Genomic DNA, 17,183 nt, shown 5'->3' with positions numbered 1-17,183 from the left:
CATATAGGATGAAACCGAATTTGGAGGCGATATGGCGGATACGGAATTTCCCGGCTGGCATGGCACGACGATCATTGGCGTGCGCAAAGGTGGCAAGGTTGTGATTGCAGGCGATGGGCAAGTCAGCCTGGGTCAGACCGTGATCAAGGGTACCGCGCGCAAAGTGCGCAGACTGTCCCCCGGCGGGTTTGATGTTGTGGCTGGCTTTGCCGGATCGACCGCCGATGCCTTCACCCTGCTGGAACGTCTGGAAACCAAGTTGGAGGCCACGCCCGGCCAACTGGCCCGTGCCTCGGTCGAGCTGGCCAAGGACTGGCGCACCGACAAATATCTGCAAAAGCTGGAAGCGATGCTGATCGTCACCGACGGCAAGGATCTGTTCGTGATCACCGGCGCGGGCGACGTGCTGGAGCCCGAACACGATGTGACCGCGATCGGATCGGGTGGCAACTTCGCGCTGGCCGCCGCGCGGGGCCTGATGGAAAGCGATCTGGATGCAGAGGGTATCGCCCGCAAAGCCATGGCGATTGCCGCCGATATTTGTGTCTATACCAACGGAAACCTGACGGTTGAGACGATTGCAGGCTGATCTGACATTTCGGCCAATGACGCCTGAAGATATGCCCTTGCTGCGCAAGTGGATGTATCTGCCGCATTGGCGGGAGTGGTGGGGCGACGACCCCGAAGAAGAATTGGAATTGATCGTCGATATGCTTGAAGGGCGCGACTCGACGCGTCCATTTCTGTTCTTTCTGAATGAAACGCCTGTCGGTTATATCCAGTACTGGATTATCGGCGACAACCAGACCAAAGAGCTGTGCATAAAGCACCCATGGCTAACGTGGTTTTCCCCCGAAACTGTGGGTGTCGATCTATCGATCGGCCCGGACAACCTGACCTCTCAGGGGCTTGGGTCACGCATCCTGAAGGATTTCACCACGTATCTGCGCGGTATTGGGCATGACGATATCATCATCGATCCCGATCCAGCGAATACCCGCGCTGTTCGCGCCTATGAAAAGGCCGGATTTGCCGCAATCCCAGAATTTGAAGGCCGCACGGCAGACTGCCTGTTGATGCGCCTAAAGAAAGGAAACACCCTATGACCGATCTTACCCCGCGCGAGATTGTCTCGGAACTTGACCGTTTCATCATCGGCCAGAACGACGCCAAGCGCGCCGTTGCTGTGGCACTGCGCAATCGCTGGCGTCGCAAGCAGCTGTCGGATGACCTGCGTGACGAAGTTTACCCGAAGAATATCCTGATGATCGGACCCACCGGTGTCGGCAAAACTGAAATCAGCCGCCGCCTGGCAAAACTCGCCCGCGCGCCGTTTCTGAAGGTCGAAGCCACCAAATTTACCGAGGTCGGCTATGTCGGTCGCGACGTAGAACAGATCGTGCGCGATCTGGTGGACGCCGCGATCATCCAGACCCGCGAGCATATGCGCGAAGACGTGAAGGCCCGCGCCGAGGAAGCCGCCGAAGATCGCGTGATCGAGGCCATCGCCGGCTCTGACGCCCGTGACGCCACCCGCGAGATGTTCCGCAAGAAGCTACGCAGCGGCGAATTGGACGATCACGAGATTGAACTCGACGTCGCCGATACCTCAAACCCGATGCAGATGCTCGATGTGCCGGGGCAACCGGGGCAGGGTATGGGGATGCTCAATCTGGGCGACATGTTCGGCAAGGCATTTGGCCAGCGGACAGTGCGCAAGAAGATGACCGTGCGCGACAGCTATGATGTGCTGATTTCCGACGAGGCCGACAAGCTTTTGGACGACGAAACAGTCACTAAATCAGCGCTAGAAGCGGTTGAGCAGAACGGCATCGTTTTCTTGGACGAGATCGACAAGGTCTGCGCACGCACCGAAAATCGCGGCGGCGATGTCAGCCGCGAAGGCGTGCAGCGCGACCTGCTTCCGCTGATCGAAGGCACCACGGTCTCGACCAAACATGGCGCGGTGAAAACGGATCATATCCTGTTCATCGCCTCGGGCGCGTTCCACGTGGCCAAGCCTTCGGACCTGCTGCCGGAACTTCAGGGTCGCCTGCCAATCCGTGTCGAGCTGCGTGCGCTTACGGAAGAAGATTTCGTGCGCATCCTGACCGAAACCGACAACGCGCTGACCCGTCAGTACACCGCCCTGATGGGCACCGAAGACGTAACCGTCAGCTTCACCGATGACGGCATCGCGGCCTTGGCCAAGATCGCCGCCGAAGTGAACCAGAGCGTGGAAAACATCGGTGCGCGGCGGCTTTATACCGTGCTGGAACGTGTGTTCGAGGAACTCAGCTTCTCGGCCCCGGATCGTGGCGGCGAAGAGGTGGTCGTGGACAAGGCGTTCGTCGACAAACATCTGGGTGCGCTCATGACCTCGACCGACGTCAGCCGTTACGTGCTTTGATCTAGGCAGGGGCGGGTTCGTCAGCTATTCAGTAGCTGTATTTAAGGAGCCTGCCCCGTGCGCTTTCTGGTTTTTTCTGTTGTTTTGGCGCTTTCCGCCTGTGCCCCGCGCGGCACGATCACCTATTTCCCGGGCGCCGGACAAGTCGGTGATCTGCAAAGCATCTTTGTTGCCTCAACCCGCGAACTTGACGAAGACGGCGCCCCGACCAGCAACCGGGGTGGGGAGTTGTTGTTCGGGCATGTTGGGGTTTCGATCCCCGACGACCGCGAACCGGGCGAGGTCAACTGGCCCCACCGCGCAACCCCGGATCCCGCCAAACACTTCCTTGTCGACAATTACGAGAAGTACGACACGCACCGCGCGTTCGAGGCCGCGATGGCGCGCGCCTTGCGCGGGCGGCGCGGGGAAGAGCGCACGGCGACCGTGTTCGTCCATGGGTTCAACAACCGATTTTCCGAAGGGCTGTATCGTTTTGCGCAGCTGAATGCGGATCTGGATCTGCCTTTCCTGCCGGTCCACTATTCCTGGCCCAGCGCCGGGCATCCGCTGGGATACGGGTATGACCGTGACTCGATGCTCTATGCCCGCGACGGGCTTGAGGCGACGTTGCGGTCGGTTTCGAAATCCGGCGTGGACGAGGTTTTGCTGGTCGGCCACTCGATGGGCGCGCTGTTGTCGATGGAGGCCTTGCGCCAGATGGCAATCGCCGACGGCCAACAGGGGCTGGCCAAGATCGGAGGGGTTGTTCTGATCTCGCCCGATATTGATCTGGACCTGTTCCGCCAACAGGCCAAGCGCATCGGAAAGCTGCCGCAGCCATTCTTTATTTTCACGTCCTCCCGCGACCGCGCGCTGAAGCTGTCGGCGCGCTTGACCGGCCAAACCACGCGGCTTGGCAACAACACCGATGTCGCCGAATTGGCCGAGCTGGACGTGACCCTTGTGGACCTGTCTGCGTTTACGGATGGCGAGGTTGATCACAACGTGGCCTTCGCCTCGCCCGCATTCTTGCGCCTGATCAACAGTATTCCGAACCTGTCCGCAGCGATCAGCGACAGCCCGACGGTCCAGCCGGGCCTGTTGCCGGGAACGATCTTGGTGGTGCAGAACGCCACCCGATTGGTGATCCCGAACAACGCGCCTTAACGTTGTCTGCGCAGATAGACGTAATAGGCACCTTGGCCGCCATGCTTCAGATGGGCCTCGGTGATTTGCAGGACGTGTTGGCGCAGGGGGGCGGTGTTCAGCCAATGCGGCACCTGATGACGTAGCACGCCGTGACGCACCGGGATCGGCCCGCCCTCATCCTTGTGTTTGCCCTTGCCGGTAATCACCAAAACCAGACGTCGATCCGCATCGATCGCGTTCAAGATAAACCGCGTCAGCATCGGGTGGGCCTGCGCGATGGTCATGCCGTGCAGGTCGATCTTGGCCTCGGGCGACAGGCGACCCTTCTTCATCTTGCCAAAGGTTTTGCGGTCCATCGCCACCGGGCTGGACGCGATATGATCGCGCATGGATGGCGCCAGATCGTTCGGATTTCCGGGCTTCTTCGCCCGCTCGCCCACGCGGAACCGGGGGTGCGTGACCTTGACCGGTTTGGGCGGAGGCTGAATGGGTTCAGGTGGAATAGTCTCTGTTTTTTCACGCGAAGGCTTGGGTGGGCGCAGCCGGATCGTGCTGTCCGCCACTTTCTTCCACAACACCTTGTCGTCTTCGGTCAGTGTCTTGGGTCGCTTCGCCATGTCACTGATCCTCGGGCAGCAGCGCATAGGCGCGCTGGATCGGAAGCAGCACATACATGCGCCCGTCATCTTTGATCTTGCCCGCCAGCTTTCCGGCCTGATCGCCAGTGCCCCAGAAAATATCCGCCCGCTGCGCGCCCTTGACCCGCGAGCCGGTATCCTGCGCGACCATCAGGCGGCGAAACGGCTCGGCCCCGTCTTTTTCCAGCCAGATCGGCGCGCCCAAAGGGGTGTATTTCGGATCGACCGCCAGCGACCGATGCGCCGTGATCGACCGGTTCATCGCCCCAAGCGGGCCTTTGCTGGCCGAGACGTCTCCGATCTTGCGGAAAAACACATAGGACGGGTTGGACATCAGCAGATCATGCCCGGCTTCCGGATTGCGGCGCACCCAGTTCTTGATCACTGCCTGCGAGACCTGATGTTCGTTATAAATCCCGCGCCGGACCAGCTCTTTCCCCAGCGACACGAACGTATGTCCATTCGACCCGCCATAGCCCAGACGAATACTGCCACCATCCGGCAGTCGAATGCGGCCCGAGCCTTGAATTTGCAGGAATTGAAGATCCACGGGGTCCGCAACCCACGCGATTTCCAGCCCGCGACCCTTCATAATGTCACCTTCTTCGATGGTCCGACGGGGAAGCCAAACCTGACCCGAAGCCTCGCGCGGTTTGGCGTACACCGGATAACGATAGACCGAGGTCTGAACCCGCGAGCCTTTCAGCTCGGGTTCGAAATAGGCGGTGAACAGCGGTGCGTTGCCGTCTTCGATCAGAAGAGGGCGGAAAAACAGCTCGAAAAAGGTTTTTCCGTCATCCTGCGTCTGCGCCAAAGCGCAGATCGGGCGCCATTGCGGGTCGTCCAGATCGCGGCAGGTGTCCAGAAACACGCGCAGCGCGTCTTGATGGTCGTCATCGTTCCAACCATCAAGCTCTTCAAACGGAACAAGGGTTACGCGCGCGTCATCCAGACCCGCATAGGCAGGCATGCCCAAAAGGGCCAGCGCACATGCCAGCCCCCGAAGCATCAGCCACCCGTGGCGACAAGTTGCCAGTTGGGGTTGTCCGAGCCCATGATGCGGGCGAAGGTCCAGACGTCTTTCTGACGTTTGACCTCGTTCGGGTTGCCCTCGATGATGTCGCCGCCCTTGTCACGCACGACCGAAGTCAGCTCGCCCACAAATTTCACGGTGATTTCGCCTTCGCGGGTCGCGGTGTCGAACGCGGCTTCTTCCAGCTTCAGTTCGCGCACGCCAACAAAGTTCGCTTCGACCGACAGGCCTTGAGCTTCGCGCGCCTCAACGACGCTGGCGAAGGTTTCGTACACTTCTTCCGACAGGAAGGGTTGGATCTTGGACATCTCGCCCGCCTCGAACCCCATCAGGATCATTTCATACGCACCACGCGCGCCACCCAGAAACTCGCCAACATTAAAGCCGGGTTCGTTGGTTTTCATCGCCGCCAAGGCCAGCGCGCTGGGGCTGCCCTCTTCCGCGTGATCCAGAATGTCCCGATCCGGGCCACCTTCGATCACTTCAAGGTTGCTGCGATCCAAGCGTCGGTTGTCCTGACGCGGCACAACGGGTTTCTCGAACCCCTCGCGCGTGCCAAGCACATCGCGCAGGCGCAAAATCAAAAACAGGGCAATACCGGCCAGTACAAGAAGCTGGATCAGGGAAGAGCTCATGGATACCTCTTTTCAAGCGCCATATGGAAACGCGATCATTGAAGTCATATGTAGGTGCAGTACCGGGCCAAGTCCACCGGTCACACGAAAAGGAGATCACTTGCCATGTGGCTTTTTGCACTGTTCATCGCCGTTCCGCTGATTGAAATCGCCTTGTTCATTCAGGTTGGCGGTGCGATCGGGTTGTGGTGGACCCTTGGGATCGTTGTTTTGACGGCCATCGTTGGCACCCAATTGATGCGCGCGCAGGGGGCGCTTGCGTTGTCGCAACTGCGGGACAGCTTTGGGCAGTTGAATGACCCGACCGAGCCGCTGGCCCATGGCGCAATGATCCTCTTTTCCGGCGCGCTTCTGCTGACCCCCGGCTTTTTCACCGATTTCGTAGGCTTTGCCTTGTTGATTCCCGCGGTGCGCAGCGCCGTGTTCAGCTGGGCGCGGTCGCGGGTAAAGGTTCAGACCTTCACAATGGGCGGTATGGCTGAGGAAGAGATGCGCCGCCGCCCGCGTTCCGAGGACGACGTGATCGATGGCGATTTCACAGACGTAACGCCCGAAAAACGCCCAACCCATCCCGGCGTTGAAGGTCCGTCAGGTTGGACCAAACACTGAGGCCGAATGCTTCGACATATAAATCTGCAGCCACGGGGTGAACTGATCCGGGTTTTTGGCGATTTTCGTCTCTAACGCTGCGCGATCCAGCCAATCCACGGCCTGAACCTCGTCCGGGTTCAGGTCCATATCGGGGCGCGTGTCGCAGTGAATGACGAACAGATCGACGACCTCGTGTTCGATCAGGCCTCCACCCACATCGGCGCGATATTCCAAGTTCTCGACCCAGACCGGATCGACACCTTTGATCCCCAGCTCTTCCTCCAACCGACGGATCGCGCAAAACCGCGGGTCTTCCCCCCAATACGGATGCGTGCAGCAGGTGTTCGCCCACAGGTTCGGCGTATGATATTTCCCCGCCGCGCGTTGCTGGATCAGCACGTGACCATCGCAGATCAGGAACACGGACACGGCTTTGTGCCGAAGCCCTTTCACATGCGCTTCAAGCTTTTCGACCGGGGTCAGGGTGCCGTCCACCCAAGTGGGGATCATCGTCGTCATGACGCGCTGATAGCGTCAAATCCGCTCTGACGAAACCCTTAGTTGAGGGTCCCTTCCCAACCTGATAAGGACATTTCCGACAGATTTTCCTGAAGGAGACACCCATGGCCGACGAAGCCACCCCACAGACTCCCCCCGCCCAACCAAAAATGCAGGTTCTGGGTCAGTTCATTCGCGATATGTCGTTTGAAAACATTCTGGCGCAAAAAGGCATTCAGGGCGAAGTACAGCCCGATATCAGCGTCGAAGTTGCGCTGGACGCAAAAAAACGCCCGACCGATCACCAGTTTGAAGTGATCACGAAATACACCATCGGCTCGAAAAACAAAGGCAACGGCGAACAGCTGTTCCTGATGGAGCTGGAATACTCGGGCATCTTCCACGTGGAAAACGTGCCGGAAGAGCAGCTGCACCCGTTCCTGATGATCGAATGCCCTCGCATGTTGTTCCCGTTCGTGCGTCGCATCGTGTCGGACGTGACCCGTGACGGTGGCTTCCCGCCGCTGAACCTGGATACCGTCGACTTCTTGGCCCTGTACCGTCAGGAAATCGAGCGCCGCGCTGCGGCCGAACAGGCGAACGCTCCTGTGAGCTAATTTGCCCAGAAGTTACTGAAACTTCTTCCAAATTGCGCCGTCGCCCAGCTTTTCTACGAAAGCATCATGGGCGGCGGTTTCTTTTTCGTGGATCCGGGACGGCAGGGGTTCTGGACGCGGGCGCGGACGCCAATCGTCGTTCGCACCACCAGAACCCGAGGTCGCCTGATTGCCCGACAAAACAAGGTCGGGCTGACGACCTCCAATGAGCTCCAGATAGACTTCGGCCAGAATTTCACTGTCCAAAAGCGCGCCGTGTAGTGTCCGCGACGAGTTGTCGATCGCATAACGACGGCACAGCGCATCCAAAGACGCGGGCGCGCCGGGAAATTTGCTGCGCGCCATCGCCAGAGTGTCCAGCGCGCGTTCCCATGGGATTTGCGGCAGGCCCATCCATTGCAGCTCGGCATTCAGGAATTTCATGTCAAAGCTGGCGTTGTGGATGACCAGCTTGGCGTCTCCGATGAAATCAAGGAACGCCTGCCCAACCTCTTTGAAGATCGGCTTGTCTTTCAGAAGGACTTCGCCCGGTTCAGCAGGGCGGGGCGAGGCCAGCAGGTCAGGGCCAATGCCGTGCACACCAAATGCCTCGTCCGGCATGCCGCGTTCTGGGTTGATATACTGGTGATAGGTCCGCCCGGTCGGCATGTGGTTCATCAGCTCAAGGCACCCGATTTCCACAATCCGGTCACCGCTTTGAGGGTCAAAGCCGGTGGTTTCTGTATCGAGTACGATCTCACGCATCCAACTTCCCTTTCACATGGGCGATGACTTCATCCACTGCGGCGCGCGCGCCATCCAGAGTTTCGGTCGGAATGATTACATCCGCGCGGGCGCGTTTGTCCGCATCTGGGACCTGTTTGGCCAGAATAGTCTCGAATTGTGCTTCCGTCATGGTGCCGCGTGCAAGCACGCGTTCACGCTGCAATTCAGCAGGGGCCGAGACGACGACGACCAGATCCACATGTTCGTGCGCACCGATTTCAAACAAAAGCGGCATGTCCAGAAGAACGATGGGCGAGGTGCTGTTGGTCAAAAACTCCGCCCGGTCCTGTCCGACCAGAGGGTGCACGATCTCTTCCAGTTTTTTCAGGGCGCCTGCATCTTTCGACATCCAGTCTTTCAGCGCATCGCGGCTGACGGCGCCGTCGATGATTGCATCAGGACAGACCGCGCGGATCGGTTCGACCGCCGCGCCGCCCACATCATAGATGCGATGCACCGCCGCATCCGCGTCCCAGATCGGAACGCCCGCATCGGCAAACATTTTCGCGGTGGTGGATTTCCCCATCCCGATCGAGCCGGTCAGCCCGATGATAAACGGCCCGCTCATACGCCCAGAACCGCATGGCGCAGCGCGTCATCGACGACGGGGCGCGTGCCGAACCAGCGCTCAAACCCGGGAACGGCTTGATGCAACAACATGCCCAACCCGTCGACCACCTGACAGCCCGCATCTTCGGCCTGTTGCAGGAAATCGGTTTTCAGCGGCGAATAGACCAAATCATTCACAACCGCGCCGGGCATCAGCCCATCCAACGGCACGCGGAACTCGGGCTTGCCGGTCATGCCAAGGGACGAGGTGTTCACCACGGTCACCGCATCATCCAACATATTACCCGCCTGAACCCAGTCATACACTACGATCCGCGCACCAAACTCCGCACGTAAAGCGTCCGCACGGGCGCGGGTGCGGTTGGACAAGCGAATTTCAGGCACGCCAAGCTCGATGAGCGAGGCCAAAATGGCACGCGCGGCGCCACCGGCCCCAAATACAGCGGCAGGCCCAGTTTCTGGGGCCCAATCCGGTGCGGATTGGCGCAGGTTTTGCGTAAATCCATAGCCGTCGGTGTTGTCCGCGTGGATTTTGCCATCGTCACGGAAAATCAGCGTGTTCGCCGCCCCGATCAGCGCGGCGCGGTCTGTGACGATGTCGGCCAGCTTCAGCACGGCTTCTTTATGGGGGATCGTGACGTTCAGACCGACAAACCCGGCTTTTGGCAGCGTCCGAATGACGGTTTCCAGATCGTCCGCTTCGACCCGCATCGGGATGTAATGCCCGGCCAGCCCCATCGTGCGCAACCAATGGCCGTGCAACCGGGGGGACAAAGAGTGTTCGATGGGGTTTCCAATGACGCCCGCCAGGGGAATTCGTGTGTCGCTCATATCTTCAGATCTCCTCGCACGATCAGATATGACAGAAGCTCGGTCAGGGGCAAACCCAACACGTTGAAATAGTCGCCGTCCACTTTGGCAAATAGGCGCACGCCTTCTTCTTCCAGCTTATAGGCGCCGACGGAATGGCGGATGCTGTCCCAGTTCCGGTCGACATAATCGGCGATATATTCCGGCGAAAGCTCTCGCATCTTAAGGCGCACCAAACCCACATGCCGCCAAATCGGCTTGCCGTCCTCATAAAGAACAGCGGCAGAGAGCAGCCGATGCACTTTGCCGGACATCGCGGTCAACTGGGCGCGCGCCTCTTCTTTGTCCTTAGGTTTCGACAGAACCTTCTGCTCCAGCTCGGCCACCTGATCACAGCCCAGAACCAAAGACCCAAAATGTTTCTCGCTGATTTTGCGCGCTTTGAACTCGGCCAGCGCATCGGCCAGATCGCGCGGGCTCGCACCCTCGGCCTCTAATGATGCGCGGATCATCTCTTCATCAATGCGGGCGGGGATGATGTCGAAGTCGATGCCTGCGTTGCGCAACAGATCAGCGCGGATTTGCGAGGCAGACGCCAAAATCAGGGAAGCGGTCATGTGATAACCCTGTGGAAAAACTCTGTGTAATCCTGTTCTGGAATCAGCAGATAACTCGGCCCCCGCCAGAACAGCTGGATAAGTCCCACCTTTACTAAGGCGATTTTCACAGTTCTTCCACTGTTGGTTTTTGCCCATCGCACCCCGTGGGCGAATCCCCAGCGCGCGATTTCATCCCTGCACTTATCCCCAGATGGTAAATGCGCCGGGGCCCGTGAAACAAAGGCAAAAAGATTCCGTCCAGAATCTCGGTCCTCACTTGTCCACCTGTGAACAAGTCATGGGACAGATCAATAATCCCCGTTATCCACAGGCCTAACATCAACTACATCTTTTCTTCTTCTTTATATTATTTATGAAGATCGAAGCGGCATCGCATATAAGAGGCTTAGAATGGGTGACTTTCTGTCAGACGCGTATTTCTGGACGAAATCGCTGCACATCGTATCGGTGATCGCATGGATGGCGGGCCTGTTCTATTTGCCGCGCCTGTTCGTCTATCATGTCGAGGTCGTGGGATCGGGCAATGAAACGGATGACCTGTTCCAAACGATGGAGCGCCGGCTTCTGAAAGCGATCATGAACCCAGCCATGATCAGCTCGTGGATTTTCGGTCTGTGCCTTGTGGTAACGCCTGGTGTCGTTGATTGGTCGCTGGTCTGGCCCTGGACCAAGGGGATCTCGATCATCGGCATGACATGGTTTCACATGTGGCTGGCCGCGCGACGCAAAGACTTCATGTCGGGCACCAATACGCTGACCGGTCGGCGCTATCGCATGATGAACGAATTGCCGACGGTTCTGATGATCGTCATCGTCTTCTCGGTCGTGTTCAAATACTGATTTTGTTGACTCGACCGGTGTCAGCGCGTATCTGAGCCTCTAAGCAGGCCGTCCGGCCATGTGTTTTTCCCAACTCGACATAGACAGCGCAGAAGCGCCGTCGTGATCTATTTCCGAGATATTCCATGTCTGAAAACCGTCTGAACCTATCCGATCTGAAAGCCAAAAGCCCGAAAGAGCTGGTCAACATGGCTGAAGAGCTCGAGATCGAAAATGCCTCGACCATGCGCAAAGGGGACATCATGTTCTCGATCCTGCGCGAGCGGGCGGATGATGAATGGATCATCGGCGGCGACGGCGTGCTGGAAGTGCTGCAAGACGGCTTTGGCTTCTTGCGCTCGCCCGAGGCAAACTATCTGCCGGGTCCCGATGATATCTACGTCTCGCCCGACATGATCCGCCAGTATTCGCTACGCACCGGTGACACGGTGGAAGGTGTCATTTCCGCCCCCGGCGAGAATGAGAATTACTTTGCCATCACCAAGGTCGAGAAGATCAACTTCTCGGATCCGGAAGATGCCAAGCACAAGGTGGCCTTTGATAACCTGACGCCGCTTTACCCGGACGAGCGCCTGAAGATGGAGATCGAAGATCCCACCATCAAAGATCGCTCAGCCCGCGTGATCGATTTGGTTGCCCCGATCGGGAAAGGCCAGCGTTCGCTGATCGTGGCGCCGCCGCGTACCGGTAAAACGGTGATCCTGCAAAACATCGCCCACTCGATCGAGAAGAACCACCCGGAATGCTATCTGATCGTTCTTCTGATCGACGAACGCCCGGAAGAGGTGACGGACATGCAGCGGTCCGTGAAAGGCGAGGTTGTGTCCTCGACCTTTGACGAACCTGCGACCCGCCACGTGGCCGTGTCCGAGATGGTGATCGAGAAAGCCAAGCGTCTGGTTGAACACAAGCGCGACGTTGTGATCCTGCTGGACTCGATCACCCGTCTGGGCCGTGCGTTCAACACGACCGTCCCGTCCTCGGGTAAGGTTCTGACCGGTGGTGTGGATGCCAACGCGCTGCAGCGTCCGAAGCGTTTCTTTGGTGCTGCCCGGAACATCGAAGAGGGCGGCTCGCTGACCATCATCGCGACCGCGCTGATCGATACCGGATCGCGTATGGACGAAGTGATCTTCGAAGAGTTCAAAGGCACCGGCAACAGCGAGATCGTGCTGGATCGCAAGATCGCCGACAAGCGCGTGTTCCCGGCCATCGACATTCTGAAATCGGGCACACGGAAAGAGGACCTGTTGGTTAATCCGAAAGACCTGCAGAAAACCTATGTCCTGCGCCGCATTTTGAACCCGATGGGCACTACGGACGCGATCGAATTCCTGATTTCCAAGCTGAAACAGACCAAGTCGAATTCCGAGTTCTTCGACTCTATGAATGCCTAATATGTAACAAAAACAATAGGTTAGTTCAATGGGCACGATCTATGCTCTTGCCAGTGCCCGCGGGAAAGCGGGTGTCGCGGTGGTCCGGATTTCCGGGCCACATGCGTTTTCGGCGGCCCGTGCGTTGGCCGGCGACTTGCCTGCGCCGCGCCGTGCCGGATTGCGCCGCCTGACAAGCGCGGATGGGGCGCTGTTGGACGAGGCTTTGGTGCTGCTGTTCGAAGCAGGTTCCAGTTTCACGGGCGAGGACGTGGTCGAGCTTCAGTTGCACGGGTCCACCGCCGTCGTCCGCGCGGTGCTGGCTGAGCTGTCAAAGCAAGAGGGTGCACGCCCAGCAGAGCCCGGGGAATTCACCCGCCGTGCGCTTGAAAACGAATGTCTCGATCTGGCGCAGGTAGAGGGTTTGGCGGACCTTCTGGACGCCGAGACCGAGGCTCAGCGCAAGCAGGCCGTGGGCGTCCTCTCTGGCGCTCTGGGCGACCTTGCAGGGGCGTGGCGCACGGACCTGATCCGCGCCGCCGCTCTGCTGGAAGCCACGATTGATTTTGCCGATGAAGATGTACCCGTCGACGTCTCGCCCGAGGTGAATGCGCTCTTGGATACCACGCTGGACAGCCTTGAGCGCGAGACCGCTGGTACCCGAATTGCCGAACGCATCCGCGAAGGATTCGAGGTCGCCATCGTGGGCCGTCCGAATGCTGGGAAGTCCACGCTTCTGAACGCTCTGGCCGGGCGTGAGGCGGCGATCACCTCGGATATTGCGGGCACCACCCGTGACGTGATCGAGGTGCATATGGAGCTCGCAGGGCTTCCTGTGACGGTGCTGGATACCGCCGGGGTGCGCGACACCGAAGATCAGGTGGAAGCCATTGGCGTTGCCCGTGCGTTGGAGCGTGCGAAGGCGGCGGACCTGCGGGTTTTCCTGCTGGAAGGCGCCGACGATCAGCCCGCGATGGATCCGCTGAACGACGACCTTGTAGTGCACGGGAAGGCTGATCTGGGCGCCTCTGGCGATCTGGTTGTCTCGGGGAAAACCGGGCAGGGGATGGATCAGTTGGTCCAAAAGATCTCGTCCGTTTTGGAGACCCGCGTTCAGGGCGCCGGGATCGCTACGCGTGAACGGCATCGCATCGCGATGGAGCGTGCGCTGTTCTCTTTGGAAGATGCGCGAATCGAGGTACAACACGGCCCCGAACGCGCCGAATTTGCCGCAGAAGAAATCAGAACTGCCATCCGGGCTCTTGATAGTCTTGTCGGCCATGTCGATGTAGAGCATCTGCTGGATGAAATCTTTTCCAGCTTCTGTTTGGGAAAATAGCGTGTGCGTAGCGAAGGAGTGTTTCACGTGAAACATCTGGATTTCGATGTGATTGTTGTTGGGGGCGGGCACGCGGGTGCCGACGCCGCCCATGCTTCTGCACGTATGGGCGCGAAGACGGCGCTGATCACGTTGCGCAAGGAAGACCTTGGTGTGATGTCCTGCAACCCCGCCATTGGTGGTTTGGGTAAGGGGCATTTGGTGCGCGAGATTGATGCGCTGGACGGGTTGATGGGCCGCGTCGCGGATCAGGCTGGCATCCAGTTCCGCCTGCTCAATCGTCGCAAAGGCCCCGCTGTTCAGGGTCCGCGCGCGCAAGCAGACCGCGCAATCTATCGCAAATCCATGTCCGCCGAGATCCTGTCGACCGAGGGTTTGACGTTGATCGAGGGCGAAACGACCGACCTAATCATGGACGGGAATCGCGTGTGCGGCGCCGTGCTGGCAGACGGATCGCAACTGCATGCCGGCGCTGTTGTGCTGACCACAGGCACCTTCCTGCGCGGGATTATCCATATCGGCGACAAGCAAAGCCAGGGCGGCCGAATGGGGGATCGTCCCTCGGTCAAATTGGCAGAACGCATTGATTCCTTTGGTCTTCCGCTCGGCCGCCTGAAAACGGGCACCCCGCCGCGCCTGAACGGGAAAACGATTAACTGGGACATTCTGGCGTCACAGCCGGGCGATGATGATCCCGCGATGTTTTCCTTTATGAACAAGGCGCCTATCGCGCGGCAGATCTCGTGTGGGATCACTCATACAAACGCGCAAACGCACGAGATTATCCGCGCCAATCTGGATCGCTCGGCCATGTATGGTGGGCATATCGATGGTGTCGGACCGCGCTATTGCCCCTCGATCGAGGACAAAATCGTGCGCTTTGCGGATAAGGACAGCCATCAGGTGTTCCTTGAACCCGAAGGTCTGGACGATGACACGGTGTATCCGAATGGGATCAGCACCTCTCTGCCCGTTGACGTGCAGGAGGACTATGTGCGCTCCATCGTCGGGCTTGAGCAGGTCGAGATCCTGCAGCCCGGCTATGCCATCGAATATGACTATGTCGACCCGCGTTCTTTGACCGAAACGCTGTCTTTGCGGGATGTTCCGGGGCTATATCTTGCGGGTCAGATCAACGGCACCACAGGATATGAGGAAGCCGCCGCACAGGGTTTGGTGGCTGGCACCAACGCTGCTCTGGCGGTGCAGGGCAGGGATCCGGTGATTTTCTCGCGCTCGAACTCCTATATCGGGGTGATGATCGATGATCTGATCACCCGCGGCGTGACCGAGCCCTATCGCATGTTTACATCGCGCGCTGAGTATCGCTTGTCTCTGCGTGCGGACAACGCAGACCAGCGTCTGACGCCGCTTGGGATCGAGCTTGGTTTGGTGAAAGATGCGCGTAAATCTGCGTTTGAAGCAAAGCGTGACGCCTTGGTGCACGCGAAAGAGCAGCTGACGCAGACGTCGTACACCCCACAAGATCTTGTGGGTCTCGATCTGAACGTACGTAAAGATGGTACCCGCCGTACCGCCTACGAGCTTTTGGCCTTCCCCGATATGAGCTTTGAAAAGCTGGTTCAACTGGACGCCGCATTGGATCAGATTGACGACGAAGTGAAGCTTCAGGTCGCGCGCGATGCGCTTTACGCAAACTATATCGAGCGTCAGCAGAAAGATGTTGAGGCGCTAAAGCGGGATGAGGCGCATGTGATCCCCGAGGATTTCGACTATTCCGCGCTCAGCGGACTGTCGAACGAGCTCGCGTCGAAGCTTCAGGCCGCGCGCCCGCGCACTTTGGCCCACGCGAGCAGGGTTGAGGGGATGACCCCAGCCGCCCTGACGCTGCTTTTGTCCAAGATTCGTCAGTTCGAGCGGAAGCGCACAGCATGAATCATGCCGAATTCCAGCGTCACGTCGATGTTTCACGTGAAACATTCGAGCGACTCGAGGCTTACGTCGCCTTGATGAAGAAGTGGAATTCGGCGATTAATCTGGTTTCGCCCAGCACAATCTCTGAAATCTGGACGCGTCACATTCTTGATTCAGCCCAGATATATGGGCTTGCGCCAGAGAATCCCAATATATGGTGTGATCTGGGGTCGGGCGGGGGTCTTCCGGCTTTGGTCGTCGCGATCATGGCGAAGGACGCTAGCCCGGATCTTTCCGTGACGTGCATCGAAAGCGATCTGCGCAAGGCGACCTTTCTGCGGACCGTCGCACGCGAGCTGGATCTTAAACTATCCGTCCGCTCTGAGCGAATCGAGAAAGCCGCCCCACAGAACGCCGATGTCCTGTCGGCGCGTGCTTTGGCGTCGTTGAATGCGCTCTGTGGCTTTGCCGAGCGGCACCTGAAGCCCGAAGGCGTTGCCATTTTCCCCAAGGGCGAAAACTATCGACAGGAAATCGACGAAGCGCTTGAAAACTGGTCGTTTCAGCTTGATACATATCCCAGCAAGACCCATCCATCCGCCGTTGTTCTGAAGATTAAGGAAATCTCACGTGTCTGACCCATTCCAAGTACGCGGGCCGAAGATTATTGCCATCACCAACCAGAAAGGCGGGGTTGGAAAGACGACAACAACGATCAATCTGGGGGCAGGGCTGGCCGAGGCCGGAAAGCGCGTGCTTTTGATTGATTTGGACCCGCAGGGCAACGCGTCGACCGGGTTGGGCGTTTCCGCCGATGATCGCGACATGAGCACCTATGATCTTCTGCTGGAAGAGGCGTCAGTGCTGGATGTCATCCAGAAAACCACCATCGACAATCTGCTGATCTCGCCCGCGACAACGGACCTGTCTTCGGCGGATATCGAGCTGGTCTCGAACGAAAAGCGCAGCCATCTTCTGCGCGATGCATTGCGAGATGTAGCGTTATCGCAGCTGAACATCGACTATATCTTGATCGATTGCCCACCGTCTTTGAACCTTCTAACCGTCAACGCGCTGGTCGCAGCGGACAGCGTTCTGATCCCGCTGCAAAGTGAATTCTTCGCACTGGAAGGGCTGTCGCAGCTTCTTCTGACCGTGCGCGAGGTGCGTACGGCGGCGAATCCCGATCTGCGAATCGAAGGTGTTGTGCTGACCATGTATGACAGCCGCAACAACCTGTCCCGCCAGGTCGAGGCCGATGCGCGCGAAAATCTGGGCGAGCTGGTGTTTAAGACCATGATTCCGCGCAATGTCCGCGTGAGCGAGGCGCCCTCTTTCGCGCTGCCGGTGTTGATGTATGATCCGACGTCCAAAGGCAGCCGCGCCTATCGCAATCTGGCCGCGGAACTGATCAAACGATAATCGGAGGCGAGTA

20 protein-coding genes are annotated in these 17,183 nt (G+C 58.7%); 12 read left to right on the top strand and 8 right to left on the bottom strand.

Features of this window, described 5'->3' with window-relative positions; all coding sequences use genetic code 11:
* Nucleotides 1-31: 31 nt before the first annotated feature.
* The 4 genes from hslV to EOL43_RS02800 are packed head-to-tail and all read left to right on the top strand — an operon-like array spanning nucleotide 32 to nucleotide 3,559.
* The gene (gene hslV, locus EOL43_RS02815; protein ID WP_133485292.1) at nucleotides 32-589 is read left to right on the top strand and encodes an ATP-dependent protease subunit HslV; all 558 of its coding nucleotides are present in this window, start codon (nucleotides 32-34) and stop codon (nucleotides 587-589) included.
* Nucleotides 570-1,106, top strand: a complete 537-nt coding sequence (locus tag EOL43_RS02810; protein WP_338068760.1) for a GNAT family N-acetyltransferase — start codon at nucleotides 570-572, stop codon at nucleotides 1,104-1,106. Before hslV ends, EOL43_RS02810 begins: the two co-directional genes overlap by 20 nt.
* On the top strand, nucleotides 1,103-2,410 hold the full coding sequence (gene hslU / locus EOL43_RS02805; RefSeq protein ID WP_133485288.1) for an ATP-dependent protease ATPase subunit HslU: 1,308 nt from the start codon (nucleotides 1,103-1,105) through the stop codon (nucleotides 2,408-2,410). The genes EOL43_RS02810 and hslU overlap by 4 nt, the downstream gene beginning before the upstream one ends.
* 57 nt (nucleotides 2,411-2,467) lie before the next feature.
* Nucleotides 2,468-3,559, top strand: a complete 1,092-nt coding sequence (locus EOL43_RS02800; RefSeq protein WP_133485287.1) for an alpha/beta hydrolase — start codon at nucleotides 2,468-2,470, stop codon at nucleotides 3,557-3,559.
* Here EOL43_RS02800 and EOL43_RS02795 read toward each other — a convergent pair.
* The 3 genes from EOL43_RS02795 to EOL43_RS02785 are packed head-to-tail and all read right to left on the bottom strand — an operon-like array spanning nucleotide 3,556 to nucleotide 5,847.
* The gene (locus tag EOL43_RS02795; protein WP_133485284.1) at nucleotides 3,556-4,158 is read right to left on the bottom strand and encodes a Smr/MutS family protein; all 603 of its coding nucleotides are present in this window, start codon (nucleotides 4,156-4,158) and stop codon (nucleotides 3,556-3,558) included. The two genes, EOL43_RS02800 and EOL43_RS02795, sit on opposite strands and share 4 nt — an antisense overlap.
* A gap of 1 nt (nucleotide 4,159) precedes the next feature.
* Entirely contained in the window at nucleotides 4,160-5,188 is a 1,029-nt protein-coding gene (gene mltA / locus EOL43_RS02790) for a murein transglycosylase A (RefSeq protein WP_133485283.1), read from the bottom strand.
* Nucleotides 5,188-5,847, bottom strand: a complete 660-nt coding sequence (locus tag EOL43_RS02785; RefSeq protein WP_133485281.1) for a Tim44/TimA family putative adaptor protein — start codon at nucleotides 5,845-5,847, stop codon at nucleotides 5,188-5,190. Before EOL43_RS02785 ends, mltA begins: the two co-directional genes overlap by 1 nt.
* A gap of 105 nt (nucleotides 5,848-5,952) precedes the next feature.
* Here EOL43_RS02785 and EOL43_RS02780 point away from each other — a divergent pair, with 105 nt between their 5' ends.
* Nucleotides 5,953-6,456: an FxsA family protein gene (locus EOL43_RS02780; protein WP_133485279.1), complete on the top strand. Its 504-nt coding sequence runs from the start codon at nucleotides 5,953-5,955 to the stop codon at nucleotides 6,454-6,456.
* On the opposite strand, the gene idi is transcribed toward EOL43_RS02780, so the two are convergent.
* Nucleotides 6,436-6,957 carry an isopentenyl-diphosphate delta-isomerase gene (idi, locus tag EOL43_RS02775; protein WP_133485277.1) on the bottom strand — a complete coding sequence of 174 codons (522 nt, stop codon included), beginning with the start codon at nucleotides 6,955-6,957 and terminating at the stop codon, nucleotides 6,436-6,438. The genes EOL43_RS02780 and idi overlap by 21 nt on opposite strands.
* Nucleotides 6,958-7,061: 104 nt before the next feature.
* Here idi and secB point away from each other — a divergent pair, with 104 nt between their 5' ends.
* On the top strand, nucleotides 7,062-7,553 hold the full coding sequence (gene secB, locus EOL43_RS02770) for a protein-export chaperone SecB (RefSeq protein WP_133485276.1): 492 nt from the start codon (nucleotides 7,062-7,064) through the stop codon (nucleotides 7,551-7,553).
* A 12-nt stretch (nucleotides 7,554-7,565) separates the two neighbouring features.
* On the opposite strand, the gene dnaQ is transcribed toward secB, so the two are convergent.
* The 4 genes from dnaQ to EOL43_RS02750 are packed head-to-tail and all read right to left on the bottom strand — an operon-like array spanning nucleotide 7,566 to nucleotide 10,315.
* A complete protein-coding gene (dnaQ, locus tag EOL43_RS02765) occupies nucleotides 7,566-8,297 on the bottom strand; it encodes a DNA polymerase III subunit epsilon (RefSeq protein ID WP_133485274.1) in 732 nt (243 codons plus the stop codon).
* Nucleotides 8,290-8,886 (bottom strand): dephospho-CoA kinase, encoded by a 597-nt coding sequence (coaE, locus tag EOL43_RS02760; RefSeq protein WP_133485272.1) that lies wholly within the window; start codon nucleotides 8,884-8,886, stop codon nucleotides 8,290-8,292. Before coaE ends, dnaQ begins: the two co-directional genes overlap by 8 nt.
* Complete coding sequence (locus EOL43_RS02755; protein WP_133485270.1) at nucleotides 8,883-9,719, bottom strand: shikimate dehydrogenase; 837 nt, start codon at nucleotides 9,717-9,719, stop codon at nucleotides 8,883-8,885. The genes coaE and EOL43_RS02755 overlap by 4 nt, the downstream gene beginning before the upstream one ends.
* Nucleotides 9,716-10,315 (bottom strand): Maf family protein, encoded by a 600-nt coding sequence (locus tag EOL43_RS02750; protein WP_133485268.1) that lies wholly within the window; start codon nucleotides 10,313-10,315, stop codon nucleotides 9,716-9,718. Before EOL43_RS02750 ends, EOL43_RS02755 begins: the two co-directional genes overlap by 4 nt.
* Before the next feature lie 393 nt (nucleotides 10,316-10,708).
* Here EOL43_RS02750 and EOL43_RS02745 point away from each other — a divergent pair, with 393 nt between their 5' ends.
* From EOL43_RS02745 to EOL43_RS02720, 6 genes are all read left to right on the top strand, one after another.
* A complete protein-coding gene (locus EOL43_RS02745) occupies nucleotides 10,709-11,158 on the top strand; it encodes a CopD family protein (RefSeq protein WP_133485266.1) in 450 nt (149 codons plus the stop codon).
* Between the two features lie 125 nt (nucleotides 11,159-11,283).
* Entirely contained in the window at nucleotides 11,284-12,555 is a 1,272-nt protein-coding gene (gene rho / locus EOL43_RS02740) for a transcription termination factor Rho (protein ID WP_133485264.1), read from the top strand.
* Nucleotides 12,556-12,583: 28 nt separating this feature from the next.
* Nucleotides 12,584-13,873: a tRNA uridine-5-carboxymethylaminomethyl(34) synthesis GTPase MnmE gene (mnmE, locus tag EOL43_RS02735; RefSeq protein WP_133485262.1), complete on the top strand. Its 1,290-nt coding sequence runs from the start codon at nucleotides 12,584-12,586 to the stop codon at nucleotides 13,871-13,873.
* Nucleotides 13,874-13,900: 27 nt separating this feature from the next.
* Nucleotides 13,901-15,769, top strand: a complete 1,869-nt coding sequence (mnmG, locus tag EOL43_RS02730) for a tRNA uridine-5-carboxymethylaminomethyl(34) synthesis enzyme MnmG (protein WP_133485260.1) — start codon at nucleotides 13,901-13,903, stop codon at nucleotides 15,767-15,769.
* Entirely contained in the window at nucleotides 15,766-16,386 is a 621-nt protein-coding gene (rsmG, locus tag EOL43_RS02725; protein ID WP_133485257.1) for a 16S rRNA (guanine(527)-N(7))-methyltransferase RsmG, read from the top strand. Before mnmG ends, rsmG begins: the two co-directional genes overlap by 4 nt.
* A complete protein-coding gene (locus tag EOL43_RS02720; protein ID WP_133485255.1) occupies nucleotides 16,379-17,170 on the top strand; it encodes a ParA family protein in 792 nt (263 codons plus the stop codon). The genes rsmG and EOL43_RS02720 overlap by 8 nt, the downstream gene beginning before the upstream one ends.
* Nucleotides 17,171-17,183 lie beyond the last annotated feature (13 nt).

This window comes from Aliiroseovarius marinus (genome assembly GCF_004360145.1).
GTDB classification, from domain to species: domain Bacteria; phylum Pseudomonadota; class Alphaproteobacteria; order Rhodobacterales; family Rhodobacteraceae; genus Aliiroseovarius; species Aliiroseovarius marinus.
The sequence above is the reverse complement of the archived record's forward strand: the minus strand, read 5'-3'. Positions and strand labels throughout refer to the sequence as shown.

Bases quoted from the DNA above. Each gene is read 5' to 3' on its own strand.
- hslV (WP_133485292.1), top strand. From the start codon at position 32: ATGGCGGATACGGAATTTCCCGGCTGGCATGGCACGACGATCATTGGC.
- hslU (WP_133485288.1), top strand. From the start codon at position 1,103: ATGACCGATCTTACCCCGCGCGAGATTGTCTCGGAACTTGACCGTTTC.
- EOL43_RS02795 (WP_133485284.1), bottom strand. From the start codon at position 4,158: ATGGCGAAGCGACCCAAGACACTGACCGAAGACGACAAGGTGTTGTGG.
- mltA (WP_133485283.1), bottom strand. From the start codon at position 5,188: ATGCTTCGGGGGCTGGCATGTGCGCTGGCCCTTTTGGGCATGCCTGCC.
- EOL43_RS02785 (WP_133485281.1), bottom strand. From the start codon at position 5,847: ATGAGCTCTTCCCTGATCCAGCTTCTTGTACTGGCCGGTATTGCCCTG.
- EOL43_RS02780 (WP_133485279.1), top strand. From the start codon at position 5,953: ATGTGGCTTTTTGCACTGTTCATCGCCGTTCCGCTGATTGAAATCGCC.
- idi (WP_133485277.1), bottom strand. From the start codon at position 6,957: ATGACGACGATGATCCCCACTTGGGTGGACGGCACCCTGACCCCGGTC.
- secB (WP_133485276.1), top strand. From the start codon at position 7,062: ATGGCCGACGAAGCCACCCCACAGACTCCCCCCGCCCAACCAAAAATG.
- dnaQ (WP_133485274.1), bottom strand. From the start codon at position 8,297: ATGCGTGAGATCGTACTCGATACAGAAACCACCGGCTTTGACCCTCAA.
- coaE (WP_133485272.1), bottom strand. From the start codon at position 8,886: ATGAGCGGGCCGTTTATCATCGGGCTGACCGGCTCGATCGGGATGGGG.
- EOL43_RS02755 (WP_133485270.1), bottom strand. From the start codon at position 9,719: ATGAGCGACACACGAATTCCCCTGGCGGGCGTCATTGGAAACCCCATC.
- EOL43_RS02750 (WP_133485268.1), bottom strand. From the start codon at position 10,315: ATGACCGCTTCCCTGATTTTGGCGTCTGCCTCGCAAATCCGCGCTGAT.
- EOL43_RS02745 (WP_133485266.1), top strand. From the start codon at position 10,709: ATGGGTGACTTTCTGTCAGACGCGTATTTCTGGACGAAATCGCTGCAC.
- rho (WP_133485264.1), top strand. From the start codon at position 11,284: ATGTCTGAAAACCGTCTGAACCTATCCGATCTGAAAGCCAAAAGCCCG.
- mnmE (WP_133485262.1), top strand. From the start codon at position 12,584: ATGGGCACGATCTATGCTCTTGCCAGTGCCCGCGGGAAAGCGGGTGTC.
- rsmG (WP_133485257.1), top strand. From the start codon at position 15,766: ATGAATCATGCCGAATTCCAGCGTCACGTCGATGTTTCACGTGAAACA.